This window comes from Mogibacterium diversum (assembly GCF_002998925.1).
In the GTDB taxonomy this organism is placed as follows: Bacteria; Bacillota; Clostridia; order Peptostreptococcales; family Anaerovoracaceae; genus Mogibacterium; species Mogibacterium diversum.
On sequence record NZ_CP027228.1, the window covers coordinates 1,214,225 to 1,238,759 of the forward strand.

General features: G+C 43.2%; 22 protein-coding genes, 1 tRNA gene and 3 rRNA genes. 2 read left to right on the plus strand and 24 right to left on the minus strand.

From position 1 onward, the window contains the following. Positions 1-66: 66 nt before the first annotated feature. From C5Q96_RS05665 to C5Q96_RS05735, 15 genes are all read right to left on the minus strand, one after another. Positions 67-777: a flavin reductase family protein gene (locus C5Q96_RS05665; RefSeq protein WP_106057434.1), complete on the minus strand. Its 711-nt coding sequence runs from the start codon at positions 775-777 to the stop codon at positions 67-69. Then, on the minus strand, positions 774-1,901 hold the full coding sequence (locus tag C5Q96_RS05670) for an RluA family pseudouridine synthase (RefSeq protein ID WP_245905551.1): 1,128 nt from the start codon (positions 1,899-1,901) through the stop codon (positions 774-776). The genes C5Q96_RS05665 and C5Q96_RS05670 overlap by 4 nt, the downstream gene beginning before the upstream one ends. Beyond that, on the minus strand, positions 1,894-2,340 hold the full coding sequence (gene lspA, locus C5Q96_RS05675) for a signal peptidase II (RefSeq protein WP_106057435.1): 447 nt from the start codon (positions 2,338-2,340) through the stop codon (positions 1,894-1,896). Before lspA ends, C5Q96_RS05670 begins: the two co-directional genes overlap by 8 nt. A 14-nt stretch (positions 2,341-2,354) precedes the next feature. Beyond that, positions 2,355-3,026 (minus strand): DivIVA domain-containing protein, encoded by a 672-nt coding sequence (locus C5Q96_RS05680; protein WP_106057436.1) that lies wholly within the window; start codon positions 3,024-3,026, stop codon positions 2,355-2,357. Positions 3,027-3,083: 57 nt separating this feature from the next. Then, positions 3,084-3,368, minus strand: coding sequence for a YggT family protein (locus C5Q96_RS05685; RefSeq protein WP_106057437.1), 285 nt, complete (start codon positions 3,366-3,368; stop codon positions 3,084-3,086). A 3-nt stretch (positions 3,369-3,371) separates the two neighbouring features. Next, positions 3,372-3,908 carry a cell division protein SepF gene (locus tag C5Q96_RS05690; RefSeq protein ID WP_158696702.1) on the minus strand — a complete coding sequence of 179 codons (537 nt, stop codon included), beginning with the start codon at positions 3,906-3,908 and terminating at the stop codon, positions 3,372-3,374. A gap of 114 nt (positions 3,909-4,022) precedes the next feature. Further along, positions 4,023-4,721, minus strand: coding sequence for a YggS family pyridoxal phosphate-dependent enzyme (locus tag C5Q96_RS05695; RefSeq protein ID WP_106057439.1), 699 nt, complete (start codon positions 4,719-4,721; stop codon positions 4,023-4,025). Beyond that, positions 4,721-5,740, minus strand: a complete 1,020-nt coding sequence (locus C5Q96_RS05700; RefSeq protein ID WP_106057440.1) for an HlyD family efflux transporter periplasmic adaptor subunit — start codon at positions 5,738-5,740, stop codon at positions 4,721-4,723. The genes C5Q96_RS05695 and C5Q96_RS05700 overlap by 1 nt, the downstream gene beginning before the upstream one ends. A gap of 61 nt (positions 5,741-5,801) precedes the next feature. After that, positions 5,802-6,545 carry a tRNA (guanosine(37)-N1)-methyltransferase TrmD gene (gene trmD, locus C5Q96_RS05705; RefSeq protein WP_106057441.1) on the minus strand — a complete coding sequence of 248 codons (744 nt, stop codon included), beginning with the start codon at positions 6,543-6,545 and terminating at the stop codon, positions 5,802-5,804. A 22-nt stretch (positions 6,546-6,567) separates the two neighbouring features. After that, on the minus strand, positions 6,568-7,137 hold the full coding sequence (gene rimM, locus C5Q96_RS05710) for a ribosome maturation factor RimM (RefSeq protein WP_106057442.1): 570 nt from the start codon (positions 7,135-7,137) through the stop codon (positions 6,568-6,570). 119 nt (positions 7,138-7,256) lie between these two features. Next, on the minus strand, positions 7,257-7,490 hold the full coding sequence (locus C5Q96_RS05715; RefSeq protein WP_106057443.1) for a KH domain-containing protein: 234 nt from the start codon (positions 7,488-7,490) through the stop codon (positions 7,257-7,259). A 13-nt stretch (positions 7,491-7,503) separates the two neighbouring features. Beyond that, complete coding sequence (gene rpsP, locus C5Q96_RS05720; protein ID WP_094234694.1) at positions 7,504-7,746, minus strand: 30S ribosomal protein S16; 243 nt, start codon at positions 7,744-7,746, stop codon at positions 7,504-7,506. Positions 7,747-7,808: 62 nt separating this feature from the next. After that, positions 7,809-9,152: a signal recognition particle protein gene (gene ffh, locus C5Q96_RS05725; protein ID WP_106057444.1), complete on the minus strand. Its 1,344-nt coding sequence runs from the start codon at positions 9,150-9,152 to the stop codon at positions 7,809-7,811. A 32-nt stretch (positions 9,153-9,184) separates the two neighbouring features. Beyond that, complete coding sequence (locus C5Q96_RS05730; protein ID WP_106058012.1) at positions 9,185-9,550, minus strand: sigma factor-like helix-turn-helix DNA-binding protein; 366 nt, start codon at positions 9,548-9,550, stop codon at positions 9,185-9,187. A gap of 95 nt (positions 9,551-9,645) precedes the next feature. Then, entirely contained in the window at positions 9,646-11,142 is a 1,497-nt protein-coding gene (locus C5Q96_RS05735; RefSeq protein WP_106057445.1) for an APC family permease, read from the minus strand. Positions 11,143-11,533: 391 nt separating this feature from the next. Between C5Q96_RS05735 and C5Q96_RS05740 the strand changes: the two genes are divergently transcribed. Both C5Q96_RS05740 and C5Q96_RS05745 read left to right on the plus strand, forming a co-directional pair. After that, complete coding sequence (locus C5Q96_RS05740) at positions 11,534-12,352, plus strand: leucine-rich repeat protein (RefSeq protein ID WP_158696703.1); 819 nt, start codon at positions 11,534-11,536, stop codon at positions 12,350-12,352. 176 nt (positions 12,353-12,528) lie between these two features. Next, positions 12,529-13,191 (plus strand): TrkA C-terminal domain-containing protein, encoded by a 663-nt coding sequence (locus C5Q96_RS05745; protein WP_106057447.1) that lies wholly within the window; start codon positions 12,529-12,531, stop codon positions 13,189-13,191. A gap of 193 nt (positions 13,192-13,384) precedes the next feature. On the opposite strand, the gene C5Q96_RS05750 is transcribed toward C5Q96_RS05745, so the two are convergent. From C5Q96_RS05750 to C5Q96_RS05790, 9 genes are all read right to left on the minus strand, one after another. Further along, positions 13,385-14,077 (minus strand): methionine ABC transporter permease, encoded by a 693-nt coding sequence (locus tag C5Q96_RS05750; RefSeq protein ID WP_106057448.1) that lies wholly within the window; start codon positions 14,075-14,077, stop codon positions 13,385-13,387. Continuing rightward, a complete protein-coding gene (locus C5Q96_RS05755; RefSeq protein WP_106057449.1) occupies positions 14,070-15,131 on the minus strand; it encodes a methionine ABC transporter ATP-binding protein in 1,062 nt (353 codons plus the stop codon). Before C5Q96_RS05755 ends, C5Q96_RS05750 begins: the two co-directional genes overlap by 8 nt. Before the next feature lie 121 nt (positions 15,132-15,252). Next, entirely contained in the window at positions 15,253-16,131 is an 879-nt protein-coding gene (locus tag C5Q96_RS05760; RefSeq protein ID WP_106057450.1) for a MetQ/NlpA family ABC transporter substrate-binding protein, read from the minus strand. A gap of 551 nt (positions 16,132-16,682) precedes the next feature. Continuing rightward, positions 16,683-17,648, minus strand: a complete 966-nt coding sequence (locus C5Q96_RS05765; RefSeq protein WP_106057451.1) for an alpha/beta fold hydrolase — start codon at positions 17,646-17,648, stop codon at positions 16,683-16,685. 248 nt (positions 17,649-17,896) lie between these two features. Further along, a 5S ribosomal RNA gene (gene rrf / locus C5Q96_RS05770) occupies positions 17,897-18,013 on the minus strand. Between the two features lie 120 nt (positions 18,014-18,133). Next, positions 18,134-21,025: ribosomal RNA gene (locus tag C5Q96_RS05775) — 23S ribosomal RNA — on the minus strand. Between the two features lie 248 nt (positions 21,026-21,273). Further along, positions 21,274-21,349: transfer RNA gene (locus C5Q96_RS05780), tRNA-Ala, on the minus strand. Between the two features lie 36 nt (positions 21,350-21,385). Then, positions 21,386-22,902, minus strand: a 16S ribosomal RNA gene (locus tag C5Q96_RS05785). Together the 16S, 23S and 5S rRNA genes with 1 tRNA gene alongside form the textbook arrangement of a ribosomal RNA operon. 894 nt (positions 22,903-23,796) lie before the next feature. Beyond that, positions 23,797-24,507: a DUF308 domain-containing protein gene (locus C5Q96_RS05790; RefSeq protein ID WP_106057452.1), complete on the minus strand. Its 711-nt coding sequence runs from the start codon at positions 24,505-24,507 to the stop codon at positions 23,797-23,799. Between the last annotated feature and the right edge of the window lie 28 nt (positions 24,508-24,535).

Here is a 24,535-nt window from a genome sequence, read left to right on the forward strand (position 1 = left end):
TTCGATGTCATCATATCATAAGGTGTTCTTTTTAGCAATAGCTATAAAGTGATTAAGCTGCCATGCTTAATCACTTATAGTTTTTCTTTTATTTATATCACTAGTAGCTTTGATAGCATTATTATGTTTCTTACTAGAACCCCTACGACTCCTTGATTGTTGCCTTCTAATGCCCCTTGCTTCCTTCTCCTTGCGGCGCTTAGTCTTCTCCTTCATGACAGAAAAGCCGAATCTCCCCATATCCTGATCATCAAGTCCATAGTAGCCGCCATGGTTGAAAGCGATAAGATTCATGCGTCCGAAGTCATAGCTACCGTTCTCATCCACAAATTCAGCACTTATATGCGCGTCCACGACTTCAGCTATGAACATGTCGTGAGTGGGGTACTCTCTAACTTCTAGAACCTTGCACTCAAGGTTGATTGGTGATTCTGCGATCATCGGAGTATCATTGGTCACTCCAGGGATCAAGGTAAGACCGAGTTCGCCTGCCTTGTCGATATTACGTCCAGATCTCACCCCAGCAAAATCAGTTGCTCTTGCGAGCTTCTCAGTGGTAAGGTTTATTACAAACTCTCCATTTTCTGAAATCATCGCATAACTGTACCTTGATTTTCTTACAGAAATGTACAGAATCGCAGGGTCAGAATTGATAATTCCAGTCCAAGCAATCGTGATGATATTATTCTTCTCTACATTACCAGCAGTCACCATAACAGCTGGTAACGGATAAAGCAGGGTTCCTGGCTTTATCTTGATTTTCTCGTTATTGCTCATTTGTTCTCCGTATCATCTAGTTTATCAAGCACTTCTTGAAAATACTCAGGTATCTCACTAGAAAACTCCATATACTCTCCAGTCCTAGGGTGTATGAACCCAAGCAGTCTAGCGTGAAGAAGCTGCCCATTCAGTCCAAATGGCTGTTTCTTTGGTCCATATAGTGGATCCCCAACAAGCGGGTGCTTGATAGAAGCCATATGAACTCTAATCTGGTGTGTGCGCCCTGTCTCAAGCCGTGCAGCTACAAGAGTGTATTTACCGTAACGCTTCAGTACTCTAATATGCGTGACCGCATCTCTTGAGCCTATTCCATTGACAGCCTTTCTGAGTCTATTGATATCATCACGACCGATTGGTGCATCTATGGTCAGCTTATCCTTCTTGATATTATCAAATACTAACGCTATGTATTCTCTAGTAACTGAATGCTCCTTGAGCTGCGCGGCAAGCGACTCATGGGCACTGTCATTCTTGGCTATCATAAGAAGCCCGCTCGTATCCTTATCGATTCTGTGGACGATTCCTGGTCTTATTGCTCCATTAATGGACGAGAGCGAATCTCCACAGTGATACATTATAGCATTGACGAGCGTGCCACTGGGATTTCCGATAGCCGGATGCACAACCATGCCGCGTGGCTTTTCAACCACTATTACATCCTCATCTTCATAAATTATATCTATTGGAATATCTTCAGGGGCAGCGTCTATAGGCTTCGCCTCTGGAATGGATATCATGATGGTTTCGCCCGCCTTGATTTTGTACTTCTTGGCAACTTTCCTTCCAGAGACGCTGACCAGACCGTCCTCGATGAGGTTCTGAGCGTAGCTCCTCGAGAGGTCGGTCGCTTCGCCTATATAGGCATCAAGTCTCTTACCCTTGTCGGCTTCTGACGGGGTAAGAGTCTTGACCTCTGCAGTTCGCACCTCTGGAATTTCACCAGCTTGCGCTCCGAAACCTTCACCAATATCGTCATCGCTTTCGATATCACCATCTTCGGTATAATCCATCTCAGCTTGAGTAAAAGCTTCGGCTTTATCCTCTTTATCTATAAATTTTTCTAGCTTATCTTCTCTAGCACGCAGCATATTATCTGGTGTGTCCTGTCTTGGCTTAAGCATCTTTTCTGTCTCCAATTATTACCCACAGTATCAAAACTGCACATCCAACCGTCACGCAGATATCAGCAACATTAAACACAGGGAAGCTTCCCACTGAAATCATATCCGTCACAAAACCCATGACAGTTCTATCAATGAGATTCCCAATACCTCCAGACATTATCAGAAGCACACCAAGCTCTGCGAGCTTCTCTTTTTTCTTTCGCAGGTGCAATAAGAATAGCACCCCTGCTATCATTGTTATTACAGGCAAAATTACTGTGATAAGCTGCGAGTTCTGGAATAAGCTAAAAGCAGCTCCCCGATTCTGGACGTATGTAAAGTCTAATACGCCACGGAAAACGGGGAGCGTTTCTCCAATCTCCATGCGGCTTCTCACAGCGAATTTAGTAATCTGATCTATAATCAGCAGCCCACTCGCTATAATTACCAGCATCATGAATCTTCTCTATTCTACTTAAGGATAATAGTGTCGTCAATTGAACCCTGCTCTTTAGCGAGGTTCTTGAGGCTCTCACTGAGATCTGAAACTGTAGCCTTTTCAGTCTTCTCCTCAGCCTTCTCCTCTTTCTTCTTGATAACGAGAGTATCCTGAGTAACTGCAGCCTCGTCTCCGCCAAATGGAGTCTTGAGCTCCTTATCAATATCAGGAATGTCGCTTCTATCTAGGTCAGGAAGAAGACCATACTCGTCGTTGTCAAGCTTCTCCATCTCTAGCTTAAGCATAGCTCTGTAATTTCCTCTAAGTCTCTCGACCTTCTGCTTGAGTACGAGGTGCTCGTCGTTGAGCTTCTTAACAGTAGTCTTCGCTTCTAGAAGCATACTCTCAGCCTCTAGCTCGGCATCTCTCATCATGAGCTCAGCTCTTCTCTCAGCACTTGCAGAGATATCTGCCATAAGTCTCTTAGCTGTCTCTAGAGTATCGAGCATTGCTGTATCAGACTTCTGCGACTCCTCAAGCTGTTTCTCGAGAAACTTAATCTTATGAGCCATATTTCTATTGTCGTTAAGAACCTTCTCGTAGTCGACAATGATAAGATCTAGAAATTCGTCAACCTCTCTTGAGTTATATCCTTTTTTGTCACGAGTAAAATCTTTCTTATCGATATCTATTGGCATTATCATAGTATCGGTACCTTCCCTTCTATTTCTCTCTTAATCAAATATGATTATGGCTTTCGCCTAAAAAACATTCGTTATCAGCCTTGTAGCTAGCACCTGGAAAACTCTGATTAGCAAAAATGCAATCATCGGTGCCCAGTCTAGTCCCATCTGCGCGTGGCCATTCTTATATAAGATCTTTCTAATCGGATCGACAAGCGGACTTGTAAGCTGGGTTCCCATCTGATATAAGCCTCTCATGAACTCACTAGTTCCTGCAAACCAGCTTAATACCGCCGTCACTACAAGCATCATCTGTAGTATTGAGCAAAACCACGTGATGGCCCTTATCAGAACTAAATCCATCAACTACCTCCAAGGGCTGCTTTTCTCACCAAGCTGTCCGCCTTCAGCGCTCTCGCGATTAACCTTAGCTGCTATATCAACATTAGCAGGTGCAAATATAAATATGTTAGATGTCACTCTCTGAACATTTCCATTGAGTGCGTATGTTGCACCACTAAGGAAATCAAACATCTTGCGAGCTAGCTCAGTCTCAACATGTTCCAGGTTAATAATCACAGGCTTTCTCGACTTAAGATTATCCACGAGCTTGGTACACTCGTCGAAGTTCTTAGGCTCGATTACGAGCATCTTGAAAGGACCAGAACCATTCATCGAATAAGCTTTATTCTGTGGTCCCTTTGAGATTAGTGGCTCAATCTTATCATAAGCCGCATCTGACTTGTGAATACCGGTCTCTGGACGAGATTGGCTCATTGGAGCGACTGGCTTCTCGTCACCTCTCATCTTGTCCATTTCTTCAGCGATTTCATCTTCTGAAACTTCGATTTCGTCCTCTGACTCCATTCCGATTGCCGCTTTAAGAGCATCCTTAAAACCCATGACTCTTTCCTCCATTTACGTCAATTTAATATCCATACTATTATATGCTTAATTTTCATCGTTCAATGAAAATTGCGTGAGATTTTCTCACCTATATCATCTTATTTTACCACATTAACGGTAATCGCGCTGTCCAAAAATTGAACTTCCTACTCTTACAATAGTAGAGCCTTCCTCAATTGCGATTTCAAAGTCTGCCGACATTCCCATCGACAGTGTGTCGATATCTGCTCTTTCCTTCGGAAGATCTAGTTCCTTGATTTCCTCAAAAATCCCTTTTGTCTCCCTAAAGTATTTACGAGAATCCTCTGGGGCATCTGCCCTAGGTGGAATGCACATAATACCGCGAACTCGCACAGACTCGCATTCAGACACAATAGCCTCTATAAGCTCCTGGACTTCTCCTTTGGAGATTCCTGTTTTAGATTCCTCTTCAGCAAGATTAATCTCAATCAGAACATCCATTACAATTCCTGCTGCACTTGCTCTCTTGTTGATTTCTCTTGCAAGCTTCAGAGAGTCAACAGAATGAATCATGGTCACCTTGTCTATTATCTGTCTAACCTTATTAGTCTGTAGATGACCAATGAGATGCCACCTCTCCGGATGGATCTCATCATATTTGCTCAGTAATTCCTGAACCTTATTCTCACCAAAGTCAGTAGCTCCAGCATCGATTGCTTCCCTGAGTTCATCTGGCTCATGTTTCTTCGTTACAGCCATGAGCATTACATCCTCCGGATTACGCCCCGAGCGCTTTGCAGCCGCATCCTTACGTTTCAATATTTCTAAGTAATTGTCCCGAATACTCATTATTTGCTAACATCCTTTGCATTTTTTATATCACGTCTGCTCGGCGATTTAACAACTTCATCATAAGTGCTAATCGTCTTGACATAATTGCCTTTGCTATCCATGAAGATATCTTCGTATACGGCAGCTTTTTCACCATTATCAGCTTTGACACTGATTGCCTTGAACCTCAGCCTGCCGATTTTATCCTTGGTGATAACACCTTTTCTGCCATCTTTCTTGACAATGCTCTTAGTCAAAATCACGACGCCGTCTGAACTTGCTGCCGTAACATTAGCTTTCTCAAATCTACCTGTAGTAAAACCGTCAAAATACTGTCTGCATCTAAGGATTATGCGTGTACTCTTCCCTTTTCCTTTGTGAAGACCAACGACAACAGCATTCATATTCTTATTAGCAATGGAAATCTTAACATTTTGTCCTTTAGCGTAGTGCTTGGACGTCTCTGAATCCGCATAAAAAATATACCACCAGCTACCATTTTCGATTACCTTGAAAACAGGATCACCCTTAGCTACTTTTCCGTCAGGTAGCTCATCAATTTTTGACTTTCCCAGCTTTTCAAATTCGCTCTCTGACATGTTAAAAATATTATCTGAGTTCAGGTATTCAAGTCCGTCCAGCTTATATGTGATATACCCTGGATGTTCGGTATTTCCACTATCAGTGCTTATAGCCGCATCTTCTTTCTTCATCTTCTTCAGAAGGGAATCATACTTATCGCTAGAACTACTAGCTCCTTCTCCAGAAATCTTGACAACTTTAGAGTTTCCCTTTACCAGCTCACCTTCAGTAACTGTACGCTTAACAGTCCCTGCTTTTCCAGCTGTGTAAACAGTCTCATTTCTCACTATGTAGCCTTCTGTCTCGTCTTTAACTTCAACGTTTCCGTACTTAGCTACATAAGATCTATCAAAAAGACCTGCAACCGAAGGCAGCACATATACGATTACCAAAACGGTAATCAATACAATCACATATATCGCTCCCCAGAACATAGTCTTTTTTTTCTTCATCATTCACACCTCTACAGAATGATTTTACACGAAACAGCGTGCTATAACAATGCTTTATCAGCAGCTAATACCTAATCACCGACTCGATTAAGAGTCGTTCTTTCTTAGAGTAAGCCTTTTCATCCGCTCTAAATTTCTCAACGAATTCCTGCCACATATCAGGTCTTCTTTCTTTCGTCAATCTCATGGCTTGTTCAAATCTCCAGAGATCGATTTTCTTGTGGTCGCCGCTGAGCAGAACCTCTGGGACTTCACCCTCTTCCATGGTCCTAGGCCTTGTGTACTGAGGGTATTCCAGGAGTCCTGAATATATTGATTCCTCTAGCACTGACTCATCTGATGCCAGCACGCCAGGAATAAATCTGGCAACCGCATCGACTAGCACCATCGCGGGCAGCTCTCCGCCCGTCAGCACATAGTCACCAATCGAAATCTCCTCGGCGGAGAGCTCGGTGAGGGCTCGCTCATCAACACCCTCATAGTGCCCGCATAGGATTGTGAGCTCGCCCTCACCAGCAAGCTCTTCAGCAGTCTCCTGAGAGAGCTTGCGCCCGCGAGGCGACATGTAGATAGTTCTGCCTGCGAACTCATTCTGCCTATAACAAGAAATAATAGGCTGAACCTGCATAAGCATGCCTGCGCCGCCTCCAAAAGGCGTGTCGTCGACGCGGCAGTGCTTATCTTCAGTATAATCCCTTATATTAACAATATTTAACTCGATAATTCCATTATCGGCAGCTCTTCCAATCATGCTTGACCTAATCGGTTCAAACATCTCTGGAAAGAGGGTCATAATATTAATTTTCATCTACTGCATTCTCTATCTATTATTAAATTAACCCTGGAATAAGCGTGATATCAATAGTGCCATCTTCCAGCGAAACTTCCTTTATAAAAGCATCAACGTATGGAATTAACACCTTTCTGCTATCCTCAGCTAGAACCACCTCTAGTAATGTCTGAGATGGATTATCAATCATATCATTTACATCCCCGATGATTTCCCCACTCTCAGAATCGCGAGCACGTAGCCCGATTAAATCACGGTAATAGTAGTGTCCTGGCTCAAGTTCAGCAAGTTCACTTTCTGGTATGTAAAGTTCTGCACCTGTTAACTTTTCAGCTGCAGTCCTATCTGCAACATTATAGAACTTCACTACAGGCCTTCCCTTTTGGTACCTTATACTCTTAACCTCGAGCTCTATTGACCCATCTACTCCATAAACTGCATTATCTCCTCCAAGCTCTCTGTATTTCTTGCCATCTACAAGCAGAACCGCCCCTTCATAGAGATTTTCGGATTCCTCCGCATAGAGACGCACCTTGGTCTCCCCCTTTAGACCAACTGCAGCTCCCACTTTTCCAACACTAACCATTGTATTGTCTTTTGCTAGTGACATATTCTCCTCCTTGGATGCACTCACACCCTCTATCCACACTAAAAATCCATTTTCTCATTATAGAAAATAAGCATGCGTGAGCCACGCATGCCTTGATAATGATAATTGCCCGAGTCGCGCTATTCTTCAACGATATCAACAGTGACTCTCTTATTCTCTTTGATTGCGGCTGCCTTCACAACAGTTCTAATTGCTTTGGCAATGCGTCCCTGTTTGCCTATGATCTTACCCATGTCTTCTTTTGCAACGCTGAGTTTAATCACTATCTCGTTGCCGTTCACTTCTTCAGTCACGACAACATCGGCAGGCCTTGATACTAGTGCTTTGGCAATTGATTCAACTAAGCCGGCCATTATCTCTTCCTTCCTACTTCAAGCAACCCGACTTCTTGAGCAGCGCTCTTACAGTGTCGGTAGGCTGTGCTCCGTTAGCAAGCCACTTCTGTGCAGCCTCATTATCGATATTGATCTCTGCTGGATCCTTAAGAGGATTGTATGTACCAATCTCCTCGATAAATCTTCCGTTTCTTGGAGTTCTTGAATCTGCAACTACTACTCTGTAGAAAGGCTTCTTGTGAGCTCCCATTCTCTTTAATCTAATCTTAACCATTTGTTCCTCCTGATTATCTTAAAAATATAATATTTATGCTTAACAAATAAATTTGTTATAAGCTAACCCATTAGTCCTCTAAAAAGTTTATTCTTCTTAAGTGCCGCCGGATTATTAAACTTCTTCATCATCGACTTCATCTCATCAAACTGCTTGATAAGTTGGTTGATGCTTTGCACCGTCTGGCCGCTTCCAGCCGCGATACGTTTTCTCCTACTTGCGTTTAAAATATTTGGATTCTCACGCTCTGCATTGGTCATCGATTGGATAATCGCCTTCATTCTATCGAGGTCTTTCTTACCCTTCTCGAAATCAATCTGTTTCTTATCAGCTGCTGAGATTCCTGGAATCATATCAATAAGCTTCGCAATTCCGCCCATCTTGCTGATCTGTCCCATCTGCTCCAGGAAATCATTGAGGTCGAATTGATTCTTCCTAAACTTCGCTTCCATTCTTGCAGCTTCTTCTTCGGTATAAGCATTTTCAGCCTGTTCGATGAGGCTCATGACATCGCCCATTCCGAGAATTCTCGAAGCTATCCTGTCTGGGTGGAATGGTTCGAGAGCATTATACTTCTCACCAGTACCCATGAACTTAATTGGCTTGCCGGTCACCATCTTTGTTGATAGTGCCGCACCTCCGCGAGAATCTCCATCCATCTTGGTCATGATTATTCCATCTATGCCGAGCTTCTCGTTGAATCCCTCTGCGATGTTAACCGCATCCTGACCTGTGAGTGCGTCAACTGCAAGTAGAATCTCGTGAGGTCTAATGCCCTTCTTCAGCTGAACCAACTCATCCATCAGTGCTTCATCTATCTGCAGACGTCCTGCTGTATCGACAATCAGAACGTTACAGCCCTTACGCTGAGCTTCTTCTAAAGCAGCCTTAGCGATAACTAGCGGCTCGTTCGACTCCCTCATGGTAAACACTGGAGTATTTACAGCCTTACCAACTACCTCTAGCTGATCTATAGCCGCCGGTCTATACACGTCACATGCACATAGCATCGGCTTCTTGCCATTCTGCTTTAGCCAAGCAGCCAGCTTTCCGCAGGTTGTTGTCTTACCAGTACCCTGGAGACCAACCATCATATACACAGTAAATCCACTTGGCGAATATGTGAGCTTGCTGTTCGCTCCACCCATCATGTCCACGAGTTCTTCCTTCACGATCTTGAGCACTTGCTGCCCTGGAGTCAAACTCTTGAGCACATCTGCACCCATCGCCTTCTCCTTGATAGTAGCAACAAATTGCTTTACGACCTTGAAGTTAACATCGGCCTCGAGCAGAGCCAGCTTGACCTCGCGCATAGCTGCATCGATGTCCTTCTCGCTTACAACGCCTTTGCCTCGTAGATTTCGAAATGTTTCTTGTAATTTTTCCGATAAACCTTCGAATGCCATATCTTATCTTATCTCTCCATATATGAAGGCTCTTATAGACCAAGAGCCTTGTGCATAAATTCATTCATCTTTGAAAGTGCTCCGCGAAGCTCCTCTGCATCATCCACCGAACTCATGCTTTCCAGCAGGTTATCAGCTTCAAAGATCAGAGCATTATTAGCCTTCCACTCCGCAACGAGCCCTAGCGCAGCTTCGTACTTCTCAAGGCTACTCTCTGCTTTCTTGAGCGCGTAGTGAACTCCTTGCCTACTGAGCCCGAGTTCTTCTGCGATCTCTGTCAGCGACAGATTATCCTCATGATAGAGATCCATAATCTCACGCTTGTTCTCATCTAGAAGATTGCCATAAAAGTCGTACATCAAGCTCGCATATTCAACATTGCTTATATTTTCTTTCATACTGTATGAATATAACACAAGCGAAAAGCGCTGTCAAGCATTTCTCTTGACAGCAACCTATCTCTTTTTATCTATCTACTTTCTTCTGTTCCTATTTACGAAACTCTCACATCATATGCCGAGCGCACTTCTCTATGAGCTCTCAGCGCTTCGAGATCTTCTGCAGAATACTCTACCGCAACATCTAGATGTTTACCAAACTGCTCTCCGTACTTTCTCTTGTTTAGTGCAAAGAATATTGCTCCCATCAGGGCCCATCCGCCGGCCATCAGCCACTCCTGTACCTTAAGCGTACTTCCCGATCCTGGAATCAGGTACATCGAGACCATTCCTCCAGATAGGATAGTCGCCATAATACCTACAAACTTATAGTGCTTTACTCGGTAAGGTCTTGGCATATCTGGCGCTTTCCGTCTTAGTATTAGGAAAGAAATTGACACCATGCAGTAAGCTAGACAGCATCCGAGATTGCCTGCATCACATATCCACACGAGCATCTGTCTACCCGCAAGAGGAGCGAGCATCGATATAACTCCGATTAATAGCAGTGCATTTACAGGTGTCTTATACTTATGATGCAGCTTTGCGAACAACTTTGGTATCATGTTCGAATCAGCCATCGAGTACATCGCACGGCTTCCACCGATCATAAACGAGTTCCAGCTAGTTACGATTCCGCACAGACCACCGATGATAACTACATCCGCCATCTTCTTCGTTCCATAAGCTTTTGCCATGGCATCAGCCGTTACCAGCCCTGCTCCACTCATCGATACATTAATCTCCGAAGAACTCATCAGATATCCAACTGCAAGTATTACGAGCGAGTAAAATGCAACCGCCATAACAATTGACATGATTAGAATTTTTCCAATCTTCTTGAGCGAGCCTTGAATCTCCTCAGCAGCCTGTGGTATTACATCAAAACCTATGAAGAAGAAAGGTGTCATTACCGCTACATGCATCACATGACTTAGAGTCGACTGGTTTCCCTTTCCTGCAAAAAGTTGTGGCATAAGGTTACCCATATCGCCCCTAACCGTTGATGTTCCGATGAGAAGCACGCCTACGCCAAAGATTATAGCCGTAAGTATTGTCTGAAATATCGCCGCAGTCTTAGCTCCCATGATATTGACAAAAGTCATCAAGGCAGCTGTGACAGAAGCCAGAGCAAGCCACGATGCGTAGATATCGAAGCCTGCAACAGTATATAGGTACCCCTTCAAGAATCCAGGAAAGATGTACGAGATAATCGTTGGAAATGCACATGCCTCAAAGCAAACAACCCCGACGTACCCAAGTATAATTCCCCATGTGCAGACAAATGACCCAGTTGCTCCCATCGCCTTATAACTGAACACATGCTCTCCGCCACACTGTGGCATCGCAGCAGTAAGCTCTGCATAAGTTAGTCCAACAAAGAAAATCATTATGCCACCAAGTGCGAATCCAATTGCTGCTCCTAGAGCACCGCCTCTATTTATCCAATCACCAGTTGAGATTACCCATCCCCAACCAATCATCGCGCCAAAAGCTATCACTAATATATCTTTCGATGATAATACCTTGTCGAATTCGGATTTTTTCGTCATTTAAGACACACCCTTTCAAATGTTTATAATCGATGTTATGTTTCTTTCGTATACTTTGATATATAACTAAATCTGTAAACCCATTAATTGATAGACGTATTATATTGATGAAATAGCTAGTTATAATGCAAGATTTTCAAGTGACAATATCTACTGACAACATTATTGTATCTTGATGTGTTCACTTTGTCAAAAGTTTATTGTGTGAAGATTTTTTGTATCTGTTACTATCTATACTCTTTTTATTATTACAATCTAAATAATTGATTAAATTCGCTTCTGTATCACCTTGACAATTCGCTTAAAACTAATAAAATTGTTTCAATATACTTTATTAAATTAATAAAGTATGATGTTCTATTGCGGATTAAATTTATTTTTTGGAGGAAACATGAAAAGAAAACTTATTGCATTTTTAATAGTCTGCACAATTATGTTGACAGGCTGTGGCAGTGGCGGGGGATCTAGTTCAGATTCAAAGAAGCTTGACAACAACTCGAAAGTTACTAAGAGTAATTTCAAAAAGTTCCCTACTACGGATAGTAAGCTTTTCGAATACACACTTGCCGATGATGGAGATGTTAATCACATTAAAATTACAGGCATAAAATCACCCGATGACGATAAACTTAAGGTTGTTGTAGTTCCCAAGACTATAACTGTTAAGACAGTTGATGGGAACGTTAAGAAAACTGTTGTTGCAGTATCAGGTCTTTCCAATTTGGATAAGGCTGAGGCAATTGTCCTTCCTAATACTGTGAAGGAAATCGGTGATAGTGCTTTTGTTAATAATGACAAGCTCAGATTTGTTCACCTAGGAGATTCTGTGGAAAAAGCTGGCGGAAAATTATTTATAAACTCTCCTATCGAGTTCCTAGATATTCCAGATAGCATGCAGCATATTGGTAACACGCTGAACGATTATACTTTGCTTAACGATCAGATTGCACAGTCAATCGGTAGTGATCGTCCTCTTAAGTACATAAGAATTCCTGGTACACTTACAGATTTCAGCAATCTTTACCTACCTGCACCTGATACCAAAGGCCCAATAATCAAGACTCCTAAGGGTAGTGAAGGTGAAAAATGGGCTAAGTACTGGGGCTTCAAAGTTGAGTACATAAAAGGCAAAGTTGTCACTCCTGAAAGATCTCTTTGGGGGGAACAGCTTGAGAAACAGCAAGCTGAAAAGAACAAAGATTCAGAATAATTTATTCTACGAACTACAGCATTTGTTTTTCAATTATTTGACTAAGAATGTTATAAACAATCCCTTTTATCGCTTTAAGGGATTGTTTTCTTTTAAAAAGAAACCTCAATTATATTAGGTCTATCACTATTATGATATAATCAATAATATAGTTTGTGTTTACAGGAGGTCACCCTATGTCACCAATCGAAGATACAAGAGTTTACGAATCAAGGTACCAGCAAATTGCCGTTGAAATGGCTGAGAAAATCGCCGAAGGTTGGTATGAAGTAGGTGACCGAATCACCTCACGTTCAACTATAGCCACAACATTTCATGTATCACCAGAGACTGCTAGAAAAGCTATGCAAGTCCTCGTTGATATGGGAATAGTTACAGTAAAGCACGGAAGTGGTACCTACGTTGCTTCTCGCGAGAAAGCCCAGCTTTATTTTGAGAAATTCCACGATGCTGTATCAATAGCGCAGACTAGAGAACAGATTGTTGATGCCATAGCTACTCAGCGCCGTGACCTTGAACATCTCGCTAAGCTCCTTGACGAGCTGGTAGCTCGAAACACGAGGGATCACAACACGTCATACCTTATCCCACATGACATGAAGATTGATGAAAACTGCAATTTCATTGGAAAATCAATTGGGGAACTCGATATATGGCAGCAGACCGGAGCCACAATCGTAGCGGTAAAGCGCGGTGATGAAACTAACATATCACCCGGACCTTACGAGAGAGTGCAGGTAGGTGATGTAATCCTATTTGTCGGAAATGACTTATCTAGGCAGAAGATGCTAAACCTCTTCAACTCACCGACGCCAGACCCAGCATCACTCACAGACTAATCTACATATAAAGATTTTTCAGAATCATATACTAACAAGCAAAAGGAGAACCCGCTGGTTCTCCTTTCATTATTTTGTGTATCCCTTTTTACGAATTTCGTTATACCAGCCACTTCTGCCAGTATTAACACCCCTTTTAGTTCAATCTATATGTCCAATAACCTTATTTTACGCATCTTTTATGCAAGACAAATTATCTTCTTATCCGCTTATCTTCATTTATTGCCAGCCTCGTTCCAACAGTCTGGAATATCTGCACTAGCACAATGAGTAAGAATACAGCGATGAACATTACAAGCTTCTCTGAACGGTAGTAACCGTAGTTAATCGCAATTTTACCGAGACCACCGCCGCCGATAATTCCCGACATAGCAGAGTAGCTAAGTACTGTTGTAAGTGCAATTGTTATATTCGATATCAGCGATGGAACGCTCTCAGGAATCAAAACCCTGAAGATAATCTGAAAAGGGCTTGCCCCCATGCTCACTGCGGTTTCTATGATATTGCCATCCACTTCTCTGAGGCTGCTCTCAACAAGTCTGGCTACGAATGGGAATGCTGCAAATACAAGTGGTACTATAGTCGGTACTGTCCCGACAACTGTATGTGCGAAAAACCTCGTAACTGGAAAAACCATAATCATCAGAATTAGAAACGGAATGGACCTAAGCAAGTTAATAACCGCATTAAGTACCGATAGTATAGACTTTGGTAATGGCAGTATTCCGTCCTTTTCTCCGACTACGAGCAATACACCTAACGGAAGACCTACAACAAGTGCGAGGAAGGTAGAGATTATCGTTACATATACAGTCTCCCATATGGCAAACGGAATTTCATTTTGCAATATATCAAGCGCAAGTTTTGTAGATTCGGGACTAAACATTCGCATCACCTCCTATATCATTGTTTTCTATGGGTTTTTTATCGTCTCTATATTTTGAGCTACCAACAGTAACTGTTACACCATGAGCTGCACTGAGATATTTAACAGCATCATCAACAATCTTTGGATCATTCGGGACCTCTAGCACAATCCTTCCAAAAGCCTTTCCTTCAACAGACTTTGTGGACGCATAGATAATACTCGCACATATCCCTTTATCTTGCGCTAGAGAAGTAATCAGTGGAGCGTGTGTAGTCTCAGATTCATTAAATAAAACTTCTATTGTCTCCGAGCTTTCTGAAGCCACAATAGCTTCCTGTCTCTCGGGAAATACTAATCTCTTCGCTGCTTCAGATTTTGGATTTGCGAAAATTTCAGAAACCTTACCGCGTTCAACAATCTCTCCATGGTCGATTATAGCAACCTTATCGCAAATGCTCTGTACAACCGACATCTGATGCGTAATTATAACCACTGTAATCCCAAGTTTTTTATTGATATCACGAATGAGCTCTAGTATCTGGCCTGTAGTCTTTGGATCGAGTGCACTTGTCGCCTCATCACAGAGCAGAACCTTAGGATTAGTTGCTAGCGCTCTTGCAATCGCAACTCTCTGCCTCTGTCCACCAGATAACTGTGCTGGATATGCAGACGCCTTATCTCCTAGGCCTACTAGCTCCAAAAGTTCATTGACAGTTTTTCTCGACTTCTTTTTATTAACGCCTGCAAACTTTAATGGCAGTTCAATATTATCTCTAACGTTTTTCTGCATAAGTAGATTGAAGCTTTGAAAAATCATCGTAACATCACGGCGAATATTCCTAAGCTGCCAGTCTTGAAGTTTGGTTAAATCGACATCATCGATTCGAACCTCTCCTGACGTTGGTTTTTCAATCATATTTATACAGCGTACGAGCGTACTCTTCCCCGCACCACTCATTCCGATAATTCCGTAGATTTCACCGTCTTCTACTGTAAAATTAATATTTTTTAATGCCTCGACAGTACCAACCTCTGTCTTGAACGTCTTGTTTAAATTCTTTATCTCTATCATGCTCTATCATCCTCCCTAAACTCAACAATCCGGCGCCATATCGCATATTGTACGCGCTAGTTGCTAGAAGCAGCTTGCTCATCGCATGCGTTGGCCGCCGGATTATAAGTTTAATTTTGATTTACTTGAGTTTCTTCAGCTTATCTAGAGAATCTGACTTTCCAGCATATAGACCCATTGGCTCATTGTGGATTGCAGCTACAGATACTACCTTTGTACCCTGCTTCTTGTTAAAGTCATCTAGATATGGTACGTGCTGGAAGTAGTTAGCATCAATCTCTCCACTATCAACTACCTTGTTAGGCTGTACGTAATCTGTGAACTCCTTAATCTCAAGGTTAATTCCCTTCTTAGCAAGAATTTTCTTAGCTTCCTGTAGAATCTCAGCATGTGGTGTTGGAGATGCAGCAACTGTAATAGTTGTACCCTTTAGTGCAGCATAGTTAACGCTTGAATCGTAACCATCAGTAGGGTTCTTGACAACACTTACTATGGAGCCATCATATTTCTTCTTAATGAAGTTAGCAACTTCTTTGCTCTCTAAAGCAGCCTTAAGCGCTTTAATCTTATCGCTATTCTGATTTCCTTCCTTAACTGCAAGGATATTCGCGTAATCAGCAGCACTATCTTCCTTTATGAGCGAGTCCTTAACTGGGTTAAGCTTAGCTTCGATTGCGTAGTTTGAGTTGATAATACCGAAGTCTACATCCTTTAGAGTATTTGCAACCTGAGCTGCTTCCACTTCCTTGAACTCAATTCCATTAGCATCTTCAACATCCTTAATAGTAGCAGTTATGCCAGCACCCTTCTTTAGCTTGATGTATCCATTCTTCTCAAGTAGAAGAAGTGCTCTTGCTTCGTTTGTTGCATCGTTTGGTATAGCGATTGTTACCTTTTCGGATTTCTTTCCACATCCAGATAGGACTCCTACAGATGCGAGTATTACCACTAGCAGTGCGACTGCTGTAATTCTAATCTTTGATTTTCCCTTAATGTTCATGTTAGTTTGTTCCTTTCTTATTTGCTTACTTGCTATTCTTTTTCATTTAGCGTTAACGTGCTTATTATACTTTTAGGCAATAAAAAACTGCCCACAATCTCATGCAGACAGCTCATTCGATTACAGTCTTGATGATTGTCTTCGCTAAGAGTCGATCTCCATTATTCAGCTCTTATTATAACTAGCTGACTTGATTATCTATAGCTCTTAGCAGATAAAACATCGCAAATGGCGTTCTGCTTATTCAAATATTCTGTTGTCCACATGCACATTCGCATCTCTCTTGAATTTGTTACACAAGTCATTGCGATATCTCCTCTCTCTTTGATGTCCTAATGATACAATGAAAACAAAATCCCGTCTAATTCGTATATATTATTCCTAGCTATAGATTAAATCTATATGTAAATGTGGAAATAGGCTTGCCACTAAACCAAACTTTATTACACTAACTAAGTTAAAAAAATAGCCTGAAGAATATAGCAAGCGCACTATTTATCCCTCAGGCTAATTCATATTAGATATGTATTACGTAAAAAAACGCCAATGATTTACGAGCTATATTTCTCCATCATGCTTTCAAATCCACAGCCAAGCACATTATTATAGAACTCAGCAAGATTCCACACAACTTCTGTCTTTAAATCTGGATAGTTATGTATTTCATGACGATAACCCGAATAAAGCGTAGTCTTGACATCATGACCTGTGTCAATAAGCCAATTTGTTACCTCGTAAACACCTCTTCCGTACTGCCCTACAGGGTCTTGATCGCCTGCAATATTGTATATCTTAATATGGGTAGGTACCTTAGCTGCCCATTCTGGCCCAGTAATATAATCAATCATCTGGCAGAAGTATAGAAACGCTTGATTAGTTGTAGGCTTCGTAAAAGCATCTAACGGATCTTCCGCATGATCTCTCTGAACATAAGGGTCCTTGCAAATCCATTCATTTCCTATAGTCACTTCCTCGTCGCAGCGAGCAAACATCCATCCCATAAGCGAACTTGCAACAGTAGGATCTGACTCCTTACCCTTACCATCGGATAATATTTTTTTCAGACTATCAATGCTAGCCTGAAGGTCTGGCCATACACCAGACGTTCCGCATAGCGTTACAGCAGTCAGTTCATCACCGTACTTCGACATAAAATCTCTAGCGATGAAAGAACCCATGCTATGTCCAAATAGCATGTATGGTAGATTTGGATATTTTTCCTTAGTAATCTCCATGAGAGTGTGTTCATCTTCCATCATAGTGTGGAATCCTTCATCTCCCCAATCACCCCAGTTATCATTAATAATAGCAGTTTTGCCATGACCTACATGGTCATCGGCTGCAACAATATAACCCTCATCTAACAGGTTAACAATCATATAAAGGTATCTGCGTGAATGCTCACCAAACCCATGTATTATCTGAACAATACCTTTAGGTTCACAGGCAGGAACGTATATCCAAGCCTGAACATCATCTCTCTTATTATAAGATCGAAAACTAAATTCATGTAACATAATAGTTCTCCTTTCAGAAAACGATAAATATTAGATAAGTTCAGATTAACACAAGGAATATCATAAGTCGAGCATAAATTGGTTGCTAGAAGAAATAGGAGATGACGATAAATAAAGTTAAATATAAATAAAAACACAGTTTAAAGTATCTATCATTTATAAAAATAGAATGCAGATTAAGATAATATTAAATATTTACATAAATTAAAAAGCCTGCCTTAATGGCAAGCTAAATAAAAACATAAAAAAACCGGCGACGTCCTAATTTCCCAGGCAGCTTCCCACCAAGTATCTTCAGCGCTAAAGAGCTTAACTTCTGTGTTCGGGATGGGAACAGGTGTAACCTCTCTGCTATTGTCACCGGATTATGTAAATCGCGTTTCGCAATCTACTCATATATTTTGTAGTAAGATGTACTTTATCATCTTCTACGCTTTTGAGAGCTGTACCCTCAAAATTGAATAACCACCTCATGCTTAAAACCATTTGGTCAAGTGTTCGACCTATTAGTATCAGTCAGCTGAATACGTTACCGTACTTACACCTCTGACCTATCAACGTGATAGTCTCTCACGGGTCTTACCTTTCGGAGGAAATCTTATCTTGAGGTGGGCTTCGCACTTAGATGCTTTCAGCGCTTATCCCTTCCATACGTAGCTACCCGGCTATGCCCTTGGCAGAACAACCGGTACACCAGAGGTATGTCCATCCCGGTCCTCTCGTACTAAGGATAGCTCCTCTCAAATTTCCAACGCCCACAGCGGATAGGGACCGAACTGTCTCACGACGTTCTGAACCCAGCTCGCGTACCTCTTTAATGGGCGAACAGCCCAACCCTTGGGACCTACTTCAGCCCCAGGATGAGACGAGCCGACATCGAGGTGCCAAACACCCCCGTCGATGTGAACTCTTGGGGGGTATAAGCCTGTTATCCCCGGGGTAGCTTTTATCCGTTGAGCGATGGCCCTTCCACTCGGAACCACCGGATCACTAAGCCCGACTTTCGTCCCTGCTCGACCTGTATGTCTCGCAGTCAAGCTCCCTTTTGCCTTTGCACTCTTCGCGCGATTTCCGTCCGCGCTGAGGGAACCTTTGGGCGCCTCCGTTACTCTTTAGGAGGCGACCGCCCCAGTCAAACTGCCCACCTGACACTGTCCCTGTACCGGATCACGGTACTAGGTTAGATTTCCAACATTACAAGGGTGGTATCCCAACGGTGACTCCTCCAACACTGGCGTGCTGAACTCAACGTCTCCCACCTATCCTGTACATGCAATGCCGAAAATCAATATCAAGCTACAGTGAAGCTCCACGGGGTCTTTCCGTCCTGCTGCGGGTAACCGGCATCTTTACCGGTACTACAATTTCACCGAGCCTATTGTTGAGACAGTGTCCAGATCATTACGCCTTTCGTGCGGGTCGGAACTTACCCGACAAGGAATTTCGCTACCTTAGGACCGTTATAGTTACGGCCGCCGTTTACTGGGGCTTAAGTTCTGTGCTTCGGTTGCCCTAACACTTCCCCTTAACCTTCCAGCACCGGGCAGGCGTCAGCCCCTATACATCAGCTTTCGCTTTAGCAGAGACCTGTGTTTTTGGTAAACAGTTGCCTGGACCTCTTCACTGCGGCCTGCCGAAGCAGGCACCCCTTCTCCCGAAGTTACGGGGTTATTTTGCCGAGTTCCTTAACAATAGTTCGCTCGCTCACCTTAGGATTCTCTCCTCATCTACCTGTGTCGGTTTGCGGTACGGGCACCTTGGATCTCATTAGCGGCTTTTCTTGACAGCGTGAAATCGATTGCTACCGGTCATTCGACCACCCCATCACAGCTCAGCCTTGTAGAAAGCGGATTTGCCTACTTTCAAGCCTTGCTGCTTGGACACGCTCAACCAACGGCGTGCTCAATCTATCCTTCTGTGTCCCCACTTCATTCAAACAATCCTTGGTGGTACAGGAATATCAACCTGTTGTCCATCGCCTACAGCGTTCGCTCTCGGCTTAGGTCCCGACTTACCCTGAGAGGACGAACCTTCCTCAGGAAACCTTAGATTTTCGGCGGACGGGATTCTCACCCGCCTTACGCTACTCATGCCAACATTCTCTCTTCTATACCGTCCAGATTTGCTTACACGCCTCCTTCTACCTGTATAGAATGCTCCTCTACCAATTAGTTATACTAATTCCAAAGCTTCGGTGGTAAGTTTGAGCCCCGTTTATCTTCGGCGCAGGATCACTCGACTAGTGAGCTATTACGCACTCTTTAAATGTATGGCTGCTTCTAAGCCAACATCCTAGCTGTTTGTGCAATCCCACATCCTTTTCCACTTAACTTACTCTTTGGGACCTTAGCTGTTGATCTGGGCTGTTTCCCTTTCGACCATGGAACTTATCTCTCATAGTCTGACTCCCAAGTATGATAGCACGGTATTCGGAGTTTGATAGTTGTTGGTAACCGGTGAAGGCCCCGCGAACAGTCAGTGCTCTACCCCCGTGTATCTTTACCTTGAGGCTAGCCCTAAAGCTATTTCGAGGAGAACCAGCTATATCCGAGTTCGATTGGAATTTCACCGCTATCCACAAGTCATCCTAACCTTTTTCAACAGATATAGGTTCGGTCCTCCATAACCTTTTACGGTTACTTCAACCTGCTCATGGATAGGTCACCCGGTTTCGGGTCTACAGCATGTAACTCTCGCCCTATTCAGACTCGATTTCTCTACGGCTCCGTTGCTCCAGCAACTTAACCTCGCTACATACCATAACTCGTTGGCCCGTTCTACAAAAAGTACTAGGTCACTTGCGCTCCCTATGCTTGTAAGCATCAGGTTTCAGATTCTATTTCACTCCCCTCCCGGGGTTCTTTTCACCTTTCCCTCACGGTACTATTCGCTATCGGTCACTGGGTAGTATTTAGGCTTGGAGGGTGGTCCCTCCTGCTTCAGACCGGGTTACACGTGTCCGGTCCTACTCTGGTGCCACCTATGCGCTTTCTGCTTCGCCTACAGGAGTATTACCTTCTCTGCTTGAGCTTTCCAACCCTATTCGGCTCGCATAACTTCGTCAATGTCGGTGGTCCACAACCCCAAACTGTAAACAATTTGGTTTGGCCTCTTTCCCTTTCGCTCGCCGCTACTCAGGAAATCGATTTTTCTTTCTCTTCCTAGGGCTACTTAGATGTTTCAGTTCACCCCGTTCCCTTCATTAAGCTATGTATTCACTTAATGATACATACGCATTACCGTATGTGGGTTCCCCCATTCGGAAATCTGCGGGTATATCGGATATGTGCTCCTTACCGCAGCTTATCGCAGCTTATCACGTCCTTCATCGGCTCCCAGTGCCAAGGCATCCACCCGATGCTCTTTGTACTTGACCATTCATCTCTTTCGAGATGTTCTCTCGCCTAGTTAGCGTTAACTAGGTCTTATTCACTATTGTAATTCTCTCAGTGAATTCTGGTTTCTCTCAACAAATAGTCTGTTTGAAATCGTTACCCAATTTGAATCTCCTTCTAGAAGATTCGGCTTGTATCTCGATTCGTTGTCTATTTGTCTTCATTTACACTTGGTGTGTTATTCAATTTTCAAGGTACATCATGCCACACTGTGGCATTTGCCTTTCGGCTGGTGGAGAATAAGGGGATCGAACCCTTGACCCCCTGCGTGCAAGGCAGGTGCTCTCCCAGCTGAGCTAATTCCCCATAAACTATCATAGTGTAGAGACTAGGTCTCCTTAGAAAGGAGGTGATCCAGCCGCTCGTTCTCGAACGGCTACCTTGTTACGACTTCACCCCAGTCATTGGTTTTGCCTTAGGCGATAGATTAATTAACCGACTTTGGGCACCCCCAACTTCCATGGTGTGACGGGCGGTGTGTACAAGACCCGGGAACGCATTCACCGCAGCATTCTGATCTGCGATTACTAGCAACTCCAACTTCATGTAGGCGAGTTGCAGCCTACAATCCGAACTGGGATCGGTTTTGGTGATTTGCTCCACTTCACAGTATTGCCTCTCATTGTACCGACCATTGTAGCACGTGTGTAGCCCAGAACATAAGGGGCATGATGATTTGACGTCATCCCCACCTTCCTCCGAGTTGACCTCGGCAGTCTCGCTAGAGTCCTCAACTGAATGTTAGTAACTAGCGACAAGGGTTGCGCTCGTTGCGGGACTTAACCCAACATCTCACGACACGAGCTGACGACAACCATGCACCACCTGTCTCTGCTGTCCGAAGAAGGGACCGGTTAAGGTCCTGTCAGCAGGATGTCAAGCCCTGGTAAGGTTCTTCGCGTTGCTTCGAATTAAACCACATGCTCCGCTGCTTGTGCGGGTCCCCGTCAATTCCTTTGAGTTTTACTCTTGCGAGCGTACTCCCCAGGCGGAGCACTTATTGCGTTAACTGCGGCACTGAGCCCTAACGGGCCCAACACCTAGTGCTCATCGTTTACGGCGTGGACTACCAGGGTATCTAATCCTGTTTGCTACCCACGCTTTCGTGCCTCAGTGTCAGTTACAGTCCAGAAAGCCGCCTTCGCCGCTGGTGTTCCTCCTAATATCTACGCATTTCACCGCTACACTAGGAATTCCGCTTTCCCCTCCTGCACTCAAGTAGCCCAGTTCGCAAGGCAAGTAGAGGTTGAGCCTCTAAATTAAACCTTGCGCTTAGGTAACCACCTACGCACTCTTTACGCCCAATAATTCCGGATAACGCTTGCCCCCTACGTATTACCGCGGCTGCTGGCACGTAGTTAGCCGGGGCTTGCTCCTAAGGTACCGTCATTTGTTTCTTCCCTTAGAACAGAAGTTTACAACCCGAAGGCCTTCATCCTTCACGCGGCGTTGCTGCATCAGGCTTTCGCCCATTGTGCAAGATTCCCTACTGCTGCCTTCCGTAGAAGTTTGGACCGTGTCTCAGTTCCAATGTGGCCGATCACCCTCTCAGGTCGGCTACTGATCGTCACCTTGGTGAGCCGTTACCTCACCAACTAGTTAATCAGACGCAGGCCCATCCCTGACCGATAAATCTTTGACCGATGAAGCATGTGCTTCTACGGTGTCATGAGGTTTTAATCATCGTTTCCAATGGCTATCCCTCTGTCAGGGGCAGGTTGCCTACGCGTTACTCACCCGTCCGCCGCTGTCCGTTAGCATAATCCCCCGAAGGTTCATGCGCTAACATCTCGCTCGACTTGCATGTATTAGGCACGCCGCCAGCGTTCATCCTGAGCCAGGATCAAACTCTTAATAAATGTTATCTGAAGAATCTTTCGATTCGTCCAAATCCTGTTAATGGATGACGCTTATCGCGTCTCGACTCGTTATTTCCGAATCATTGTTGTTTGTGTTTGAATTGTACAGGGACATACGACATATTGTACATCGTTTGTCTCTTATACGATCTTGAGATCTAATCTCCGGTTTTCACCGTGTCGATCTCTTGACCAGTTTCTACACTATGAAGTTGTCATGGTTCTGCTGACTGCGTTTGAGCGATTTTTGTTGCCCGCTCTCTCGCGACAGCTTAATCATTATAGCGCACCATTTTGGACTCGTCAAGCACTTTTTTCATCTTTTTTAAGATTTCTTGCTTGCCACGCCCTGGCCCGCTCACTCGTCACATAATTAAAGCAACGAGTGTTGTTATTATAGAAAATATAACACTATTGGTCAATAGATTTTTGCACTTTAAATTACTACATATTTTATTTTTATCTATTTCATATTTTCATATCTATATATATGTATTACTTATCTATATTTCACCTATATATGTACTGTTGATTTTTATAGCTTTAATCTGTGCTACACATTTTATTCTATATATACCGCCCTCATTTACGCATTTACCTATATGTATGTATTTTTGTCTTTTCTTTGTTGGTTTTTTCGCGTAAAAAAGTAAAAAGGCGCGGAATCTCTCCACACCTTTGTTTTTTCTATTATTTCCAATATGTACGGTTCTACAGTTTTCTTTCTGTAGACTTTATAGTTTTATCAAACTTTGACTGCCCATTTCCGTCAGTTGCGTTAGTGCTTCTTGGTACTTGGCACTTGGTACTTGGCACTTGGCACTTGGCACTTGGCACTTGGCACTTGGCACTTGGCACTATAAATTTTACTTCCTATTTCTTGTTTCTTATTTCTTATTTCTTATTTCTTCTTGCTCCAGCTATGCTCTCGCGTCTTGATCTTTCTTTAGAGATTTCCTCTTCAAGCTGCTTAATTTTGTTGCGCTGCTCTCTAGATCTACGTGTAGCCTCAATAGCTATCCTTGTATTCCTCTTTTCTTCTCTCTTTGCTCTTTCTAACTTCTCTTCATTTTTACTTAAGAACTCTGGCTTGTTATAGTCTAAGCTCATACCGATTCTAAATCTATCTATTCCAATAAGAATGGCCGCAATCCCAATAAGCAGCATCACGTGCAAATTTAGCACACTCTTGTTGAAGAACATGTAGGCGCCGAGCAATGTCATGGCTGTACCGAGGATAAAAGTCCTTTTCTCACTTAAAGAGTTTGTCTTAATATCGATATTTATACTAAAGTCAGCTGCTAGTCCGCTGGTCATGAGCATCATAGCAAAGATTGCTGTTACAGCTACGTCCTCACTCACCTGTCCAGACAAGAACATTACTCCTAAAAATGCAGAGATTACTGCCTGAACAACGTACGTCTTTGTTATCATGTTCTCTTCATATCCAACATTTCTGAACACGACGAGTTCTAATATTCCCATGATAAGCAGCGCGCTACCTACAACAAATGCAACCGATGTAAATGCTGCTGTTGAATTGGCAACACAGAACGTACCTACTATTACCATTATTGCACTAGAAATCATAGCTAATAATCTCATCTAGCACCTCCTAATCATTTCTAACCTA

Coding starts and splice junctions, on each gene's coding strand:
- C5Q96_RS05790 (WP_106057452.1), bottom strand. CDS start 24,507: ATGAGATTATTAGCTATGATTTCTAGTGCAATAATGGTAATAGTAGGT.
- C5Q96_RS05670 (WP_245905551.1), bottom strand. CDS start 1,901: ATGCTTAAGCCAAGACAGGACACACCAGATAATATGCTGCGTGCTAGA.
- C5Q96_RS05745 (WP_106057447.1), top strand. CDS start 12,529: ATGTCACCAATCGAAGATACAAGAGTTTACGAATCAAGGTACCAGCAA.
- C5Q96_RS05715 (WP_106057443.1), bottom strand. CDS start 7,490: ATGGCCGGCTTAGTTGAATCAATTGCCAAAGCACTAGTATCAAGGCCT.
- C5Q96_RS05700 (WP_106057440.1), bottom strand. CDS start 5,740: ATGATGAAGAAAAAAAAGACTATGTTCTGGGGAGCGATATATGTGATT.
- C5Q96_RS05755 (WP_106057449.1), bottom strand. CDS start 15,131: ATGATAGAGATAAAGAATTTAAACAAGACGTTCAAGACAGAGGTTGGT.
- lspA (WP_106057435.1), bottom strand. CDS start 2,340: ATGATGCTGGTAATTATAGCGAGTGGGCTGCTGATTATAGATCAGATT.
- C5Q96_RS05730 (WP_106058012.1), bottom strand. CDS start 9,550: ATGAAAGAAAATATAAGCAATGTTGAATATGCGAGCTTGATGTACGAC.
- C5Q96_RS05760 (WP_106057450.1), bottom strand. CDS start 16,131: ATGAACATTAAGGGAAAATCAAAGATTAGAATTACAGCAGTCGCACTG.
- C5Q96_RS05695 (WP_106057439.1), bottom strand. CDS start 4,721: ATGAGTATTCGGGACAATTACTTAGAAATATTGAAACGTAAGGATGCG.
- trmD (WP_106057441.1), bottom strand. CDS start 6,545: ATGAAAATTAATATTATGACCCTCTTTCCAGAGATGTTTGAACCGATT.
- C5Q96_RS05750 (WP_106057448.1), bottom strand. CDS start 14,077: ATGTTTAGTCCCGAATCTACAAAACTTGCGCTTGATATATTGCAAAAT.
- C5Q96_RS05690 (WP_158696702.1), bottom strand. CDS start 3,908: ATGGGTTTTAAGGATGCTCTTAAAGCGGCAATCGGAATGGAGTCAGAG.
- rpsP (WP_094234694.1), bottom strand. CDS start 7,746: ATGGTTAAGATTAGATTAAAGAGAATGGGAGCTCACAAGAAGCCTTTC.
- rimM (WP_106057442.1), bottom strand. CDS start 7,137: ATGTCACTAGCAAAAGACAATACAATGGTTAGTGTTGGAAAAGTGGGA.
- C5Q96_RS05685 (WP_106057437.1), bottom strand. CDS start 3,368: ATGGATTTAGTTCTGATAAGGGCCATCACGTGGTTTTGCTCAATACTA.
- C5Q96_RS05740 (WP_158696703.1), top strand. CDS start 11,534: ATGAAAAGAAAACTTATTGCATTTTTAATAGTCTGCACAATTATGTTG.
- C5Q96_RS05665 (WP_106057434.1), bottom strand. CDS start 777: ATGAGCAATAACGAGAAAATCAAGATAAAGCCAGGAACCCTGCTTTAT.
- C5Q96_RS05680 (WP_106057436.1), bottom strand. CDS start 3,026: ATGATAATGCCAATAGATATCGATAAGAAAGATTTTACTCGTGACAAA.
- C5Q96_RS05765 (WP_106057451.1), bottom strand. CDS start 17,648: ATGTTACATGAATTTAGTTTTCGATCTTATAATAAGAGAGATGATGTT.
- ffh (WP_106057444.1), bottom strand. CDS start 9,152: ATGGCATTCGAAGGTTTATCGGAAAAATTACAAGAAACATTTCGAAAT.
- C5Q96_RS05735 (WP_106057445.1), bottom strand. CDS start 11,142: ATGACGAAAAAATCCGAATTCGACAAGGTATTATCATCGAAAGATATA.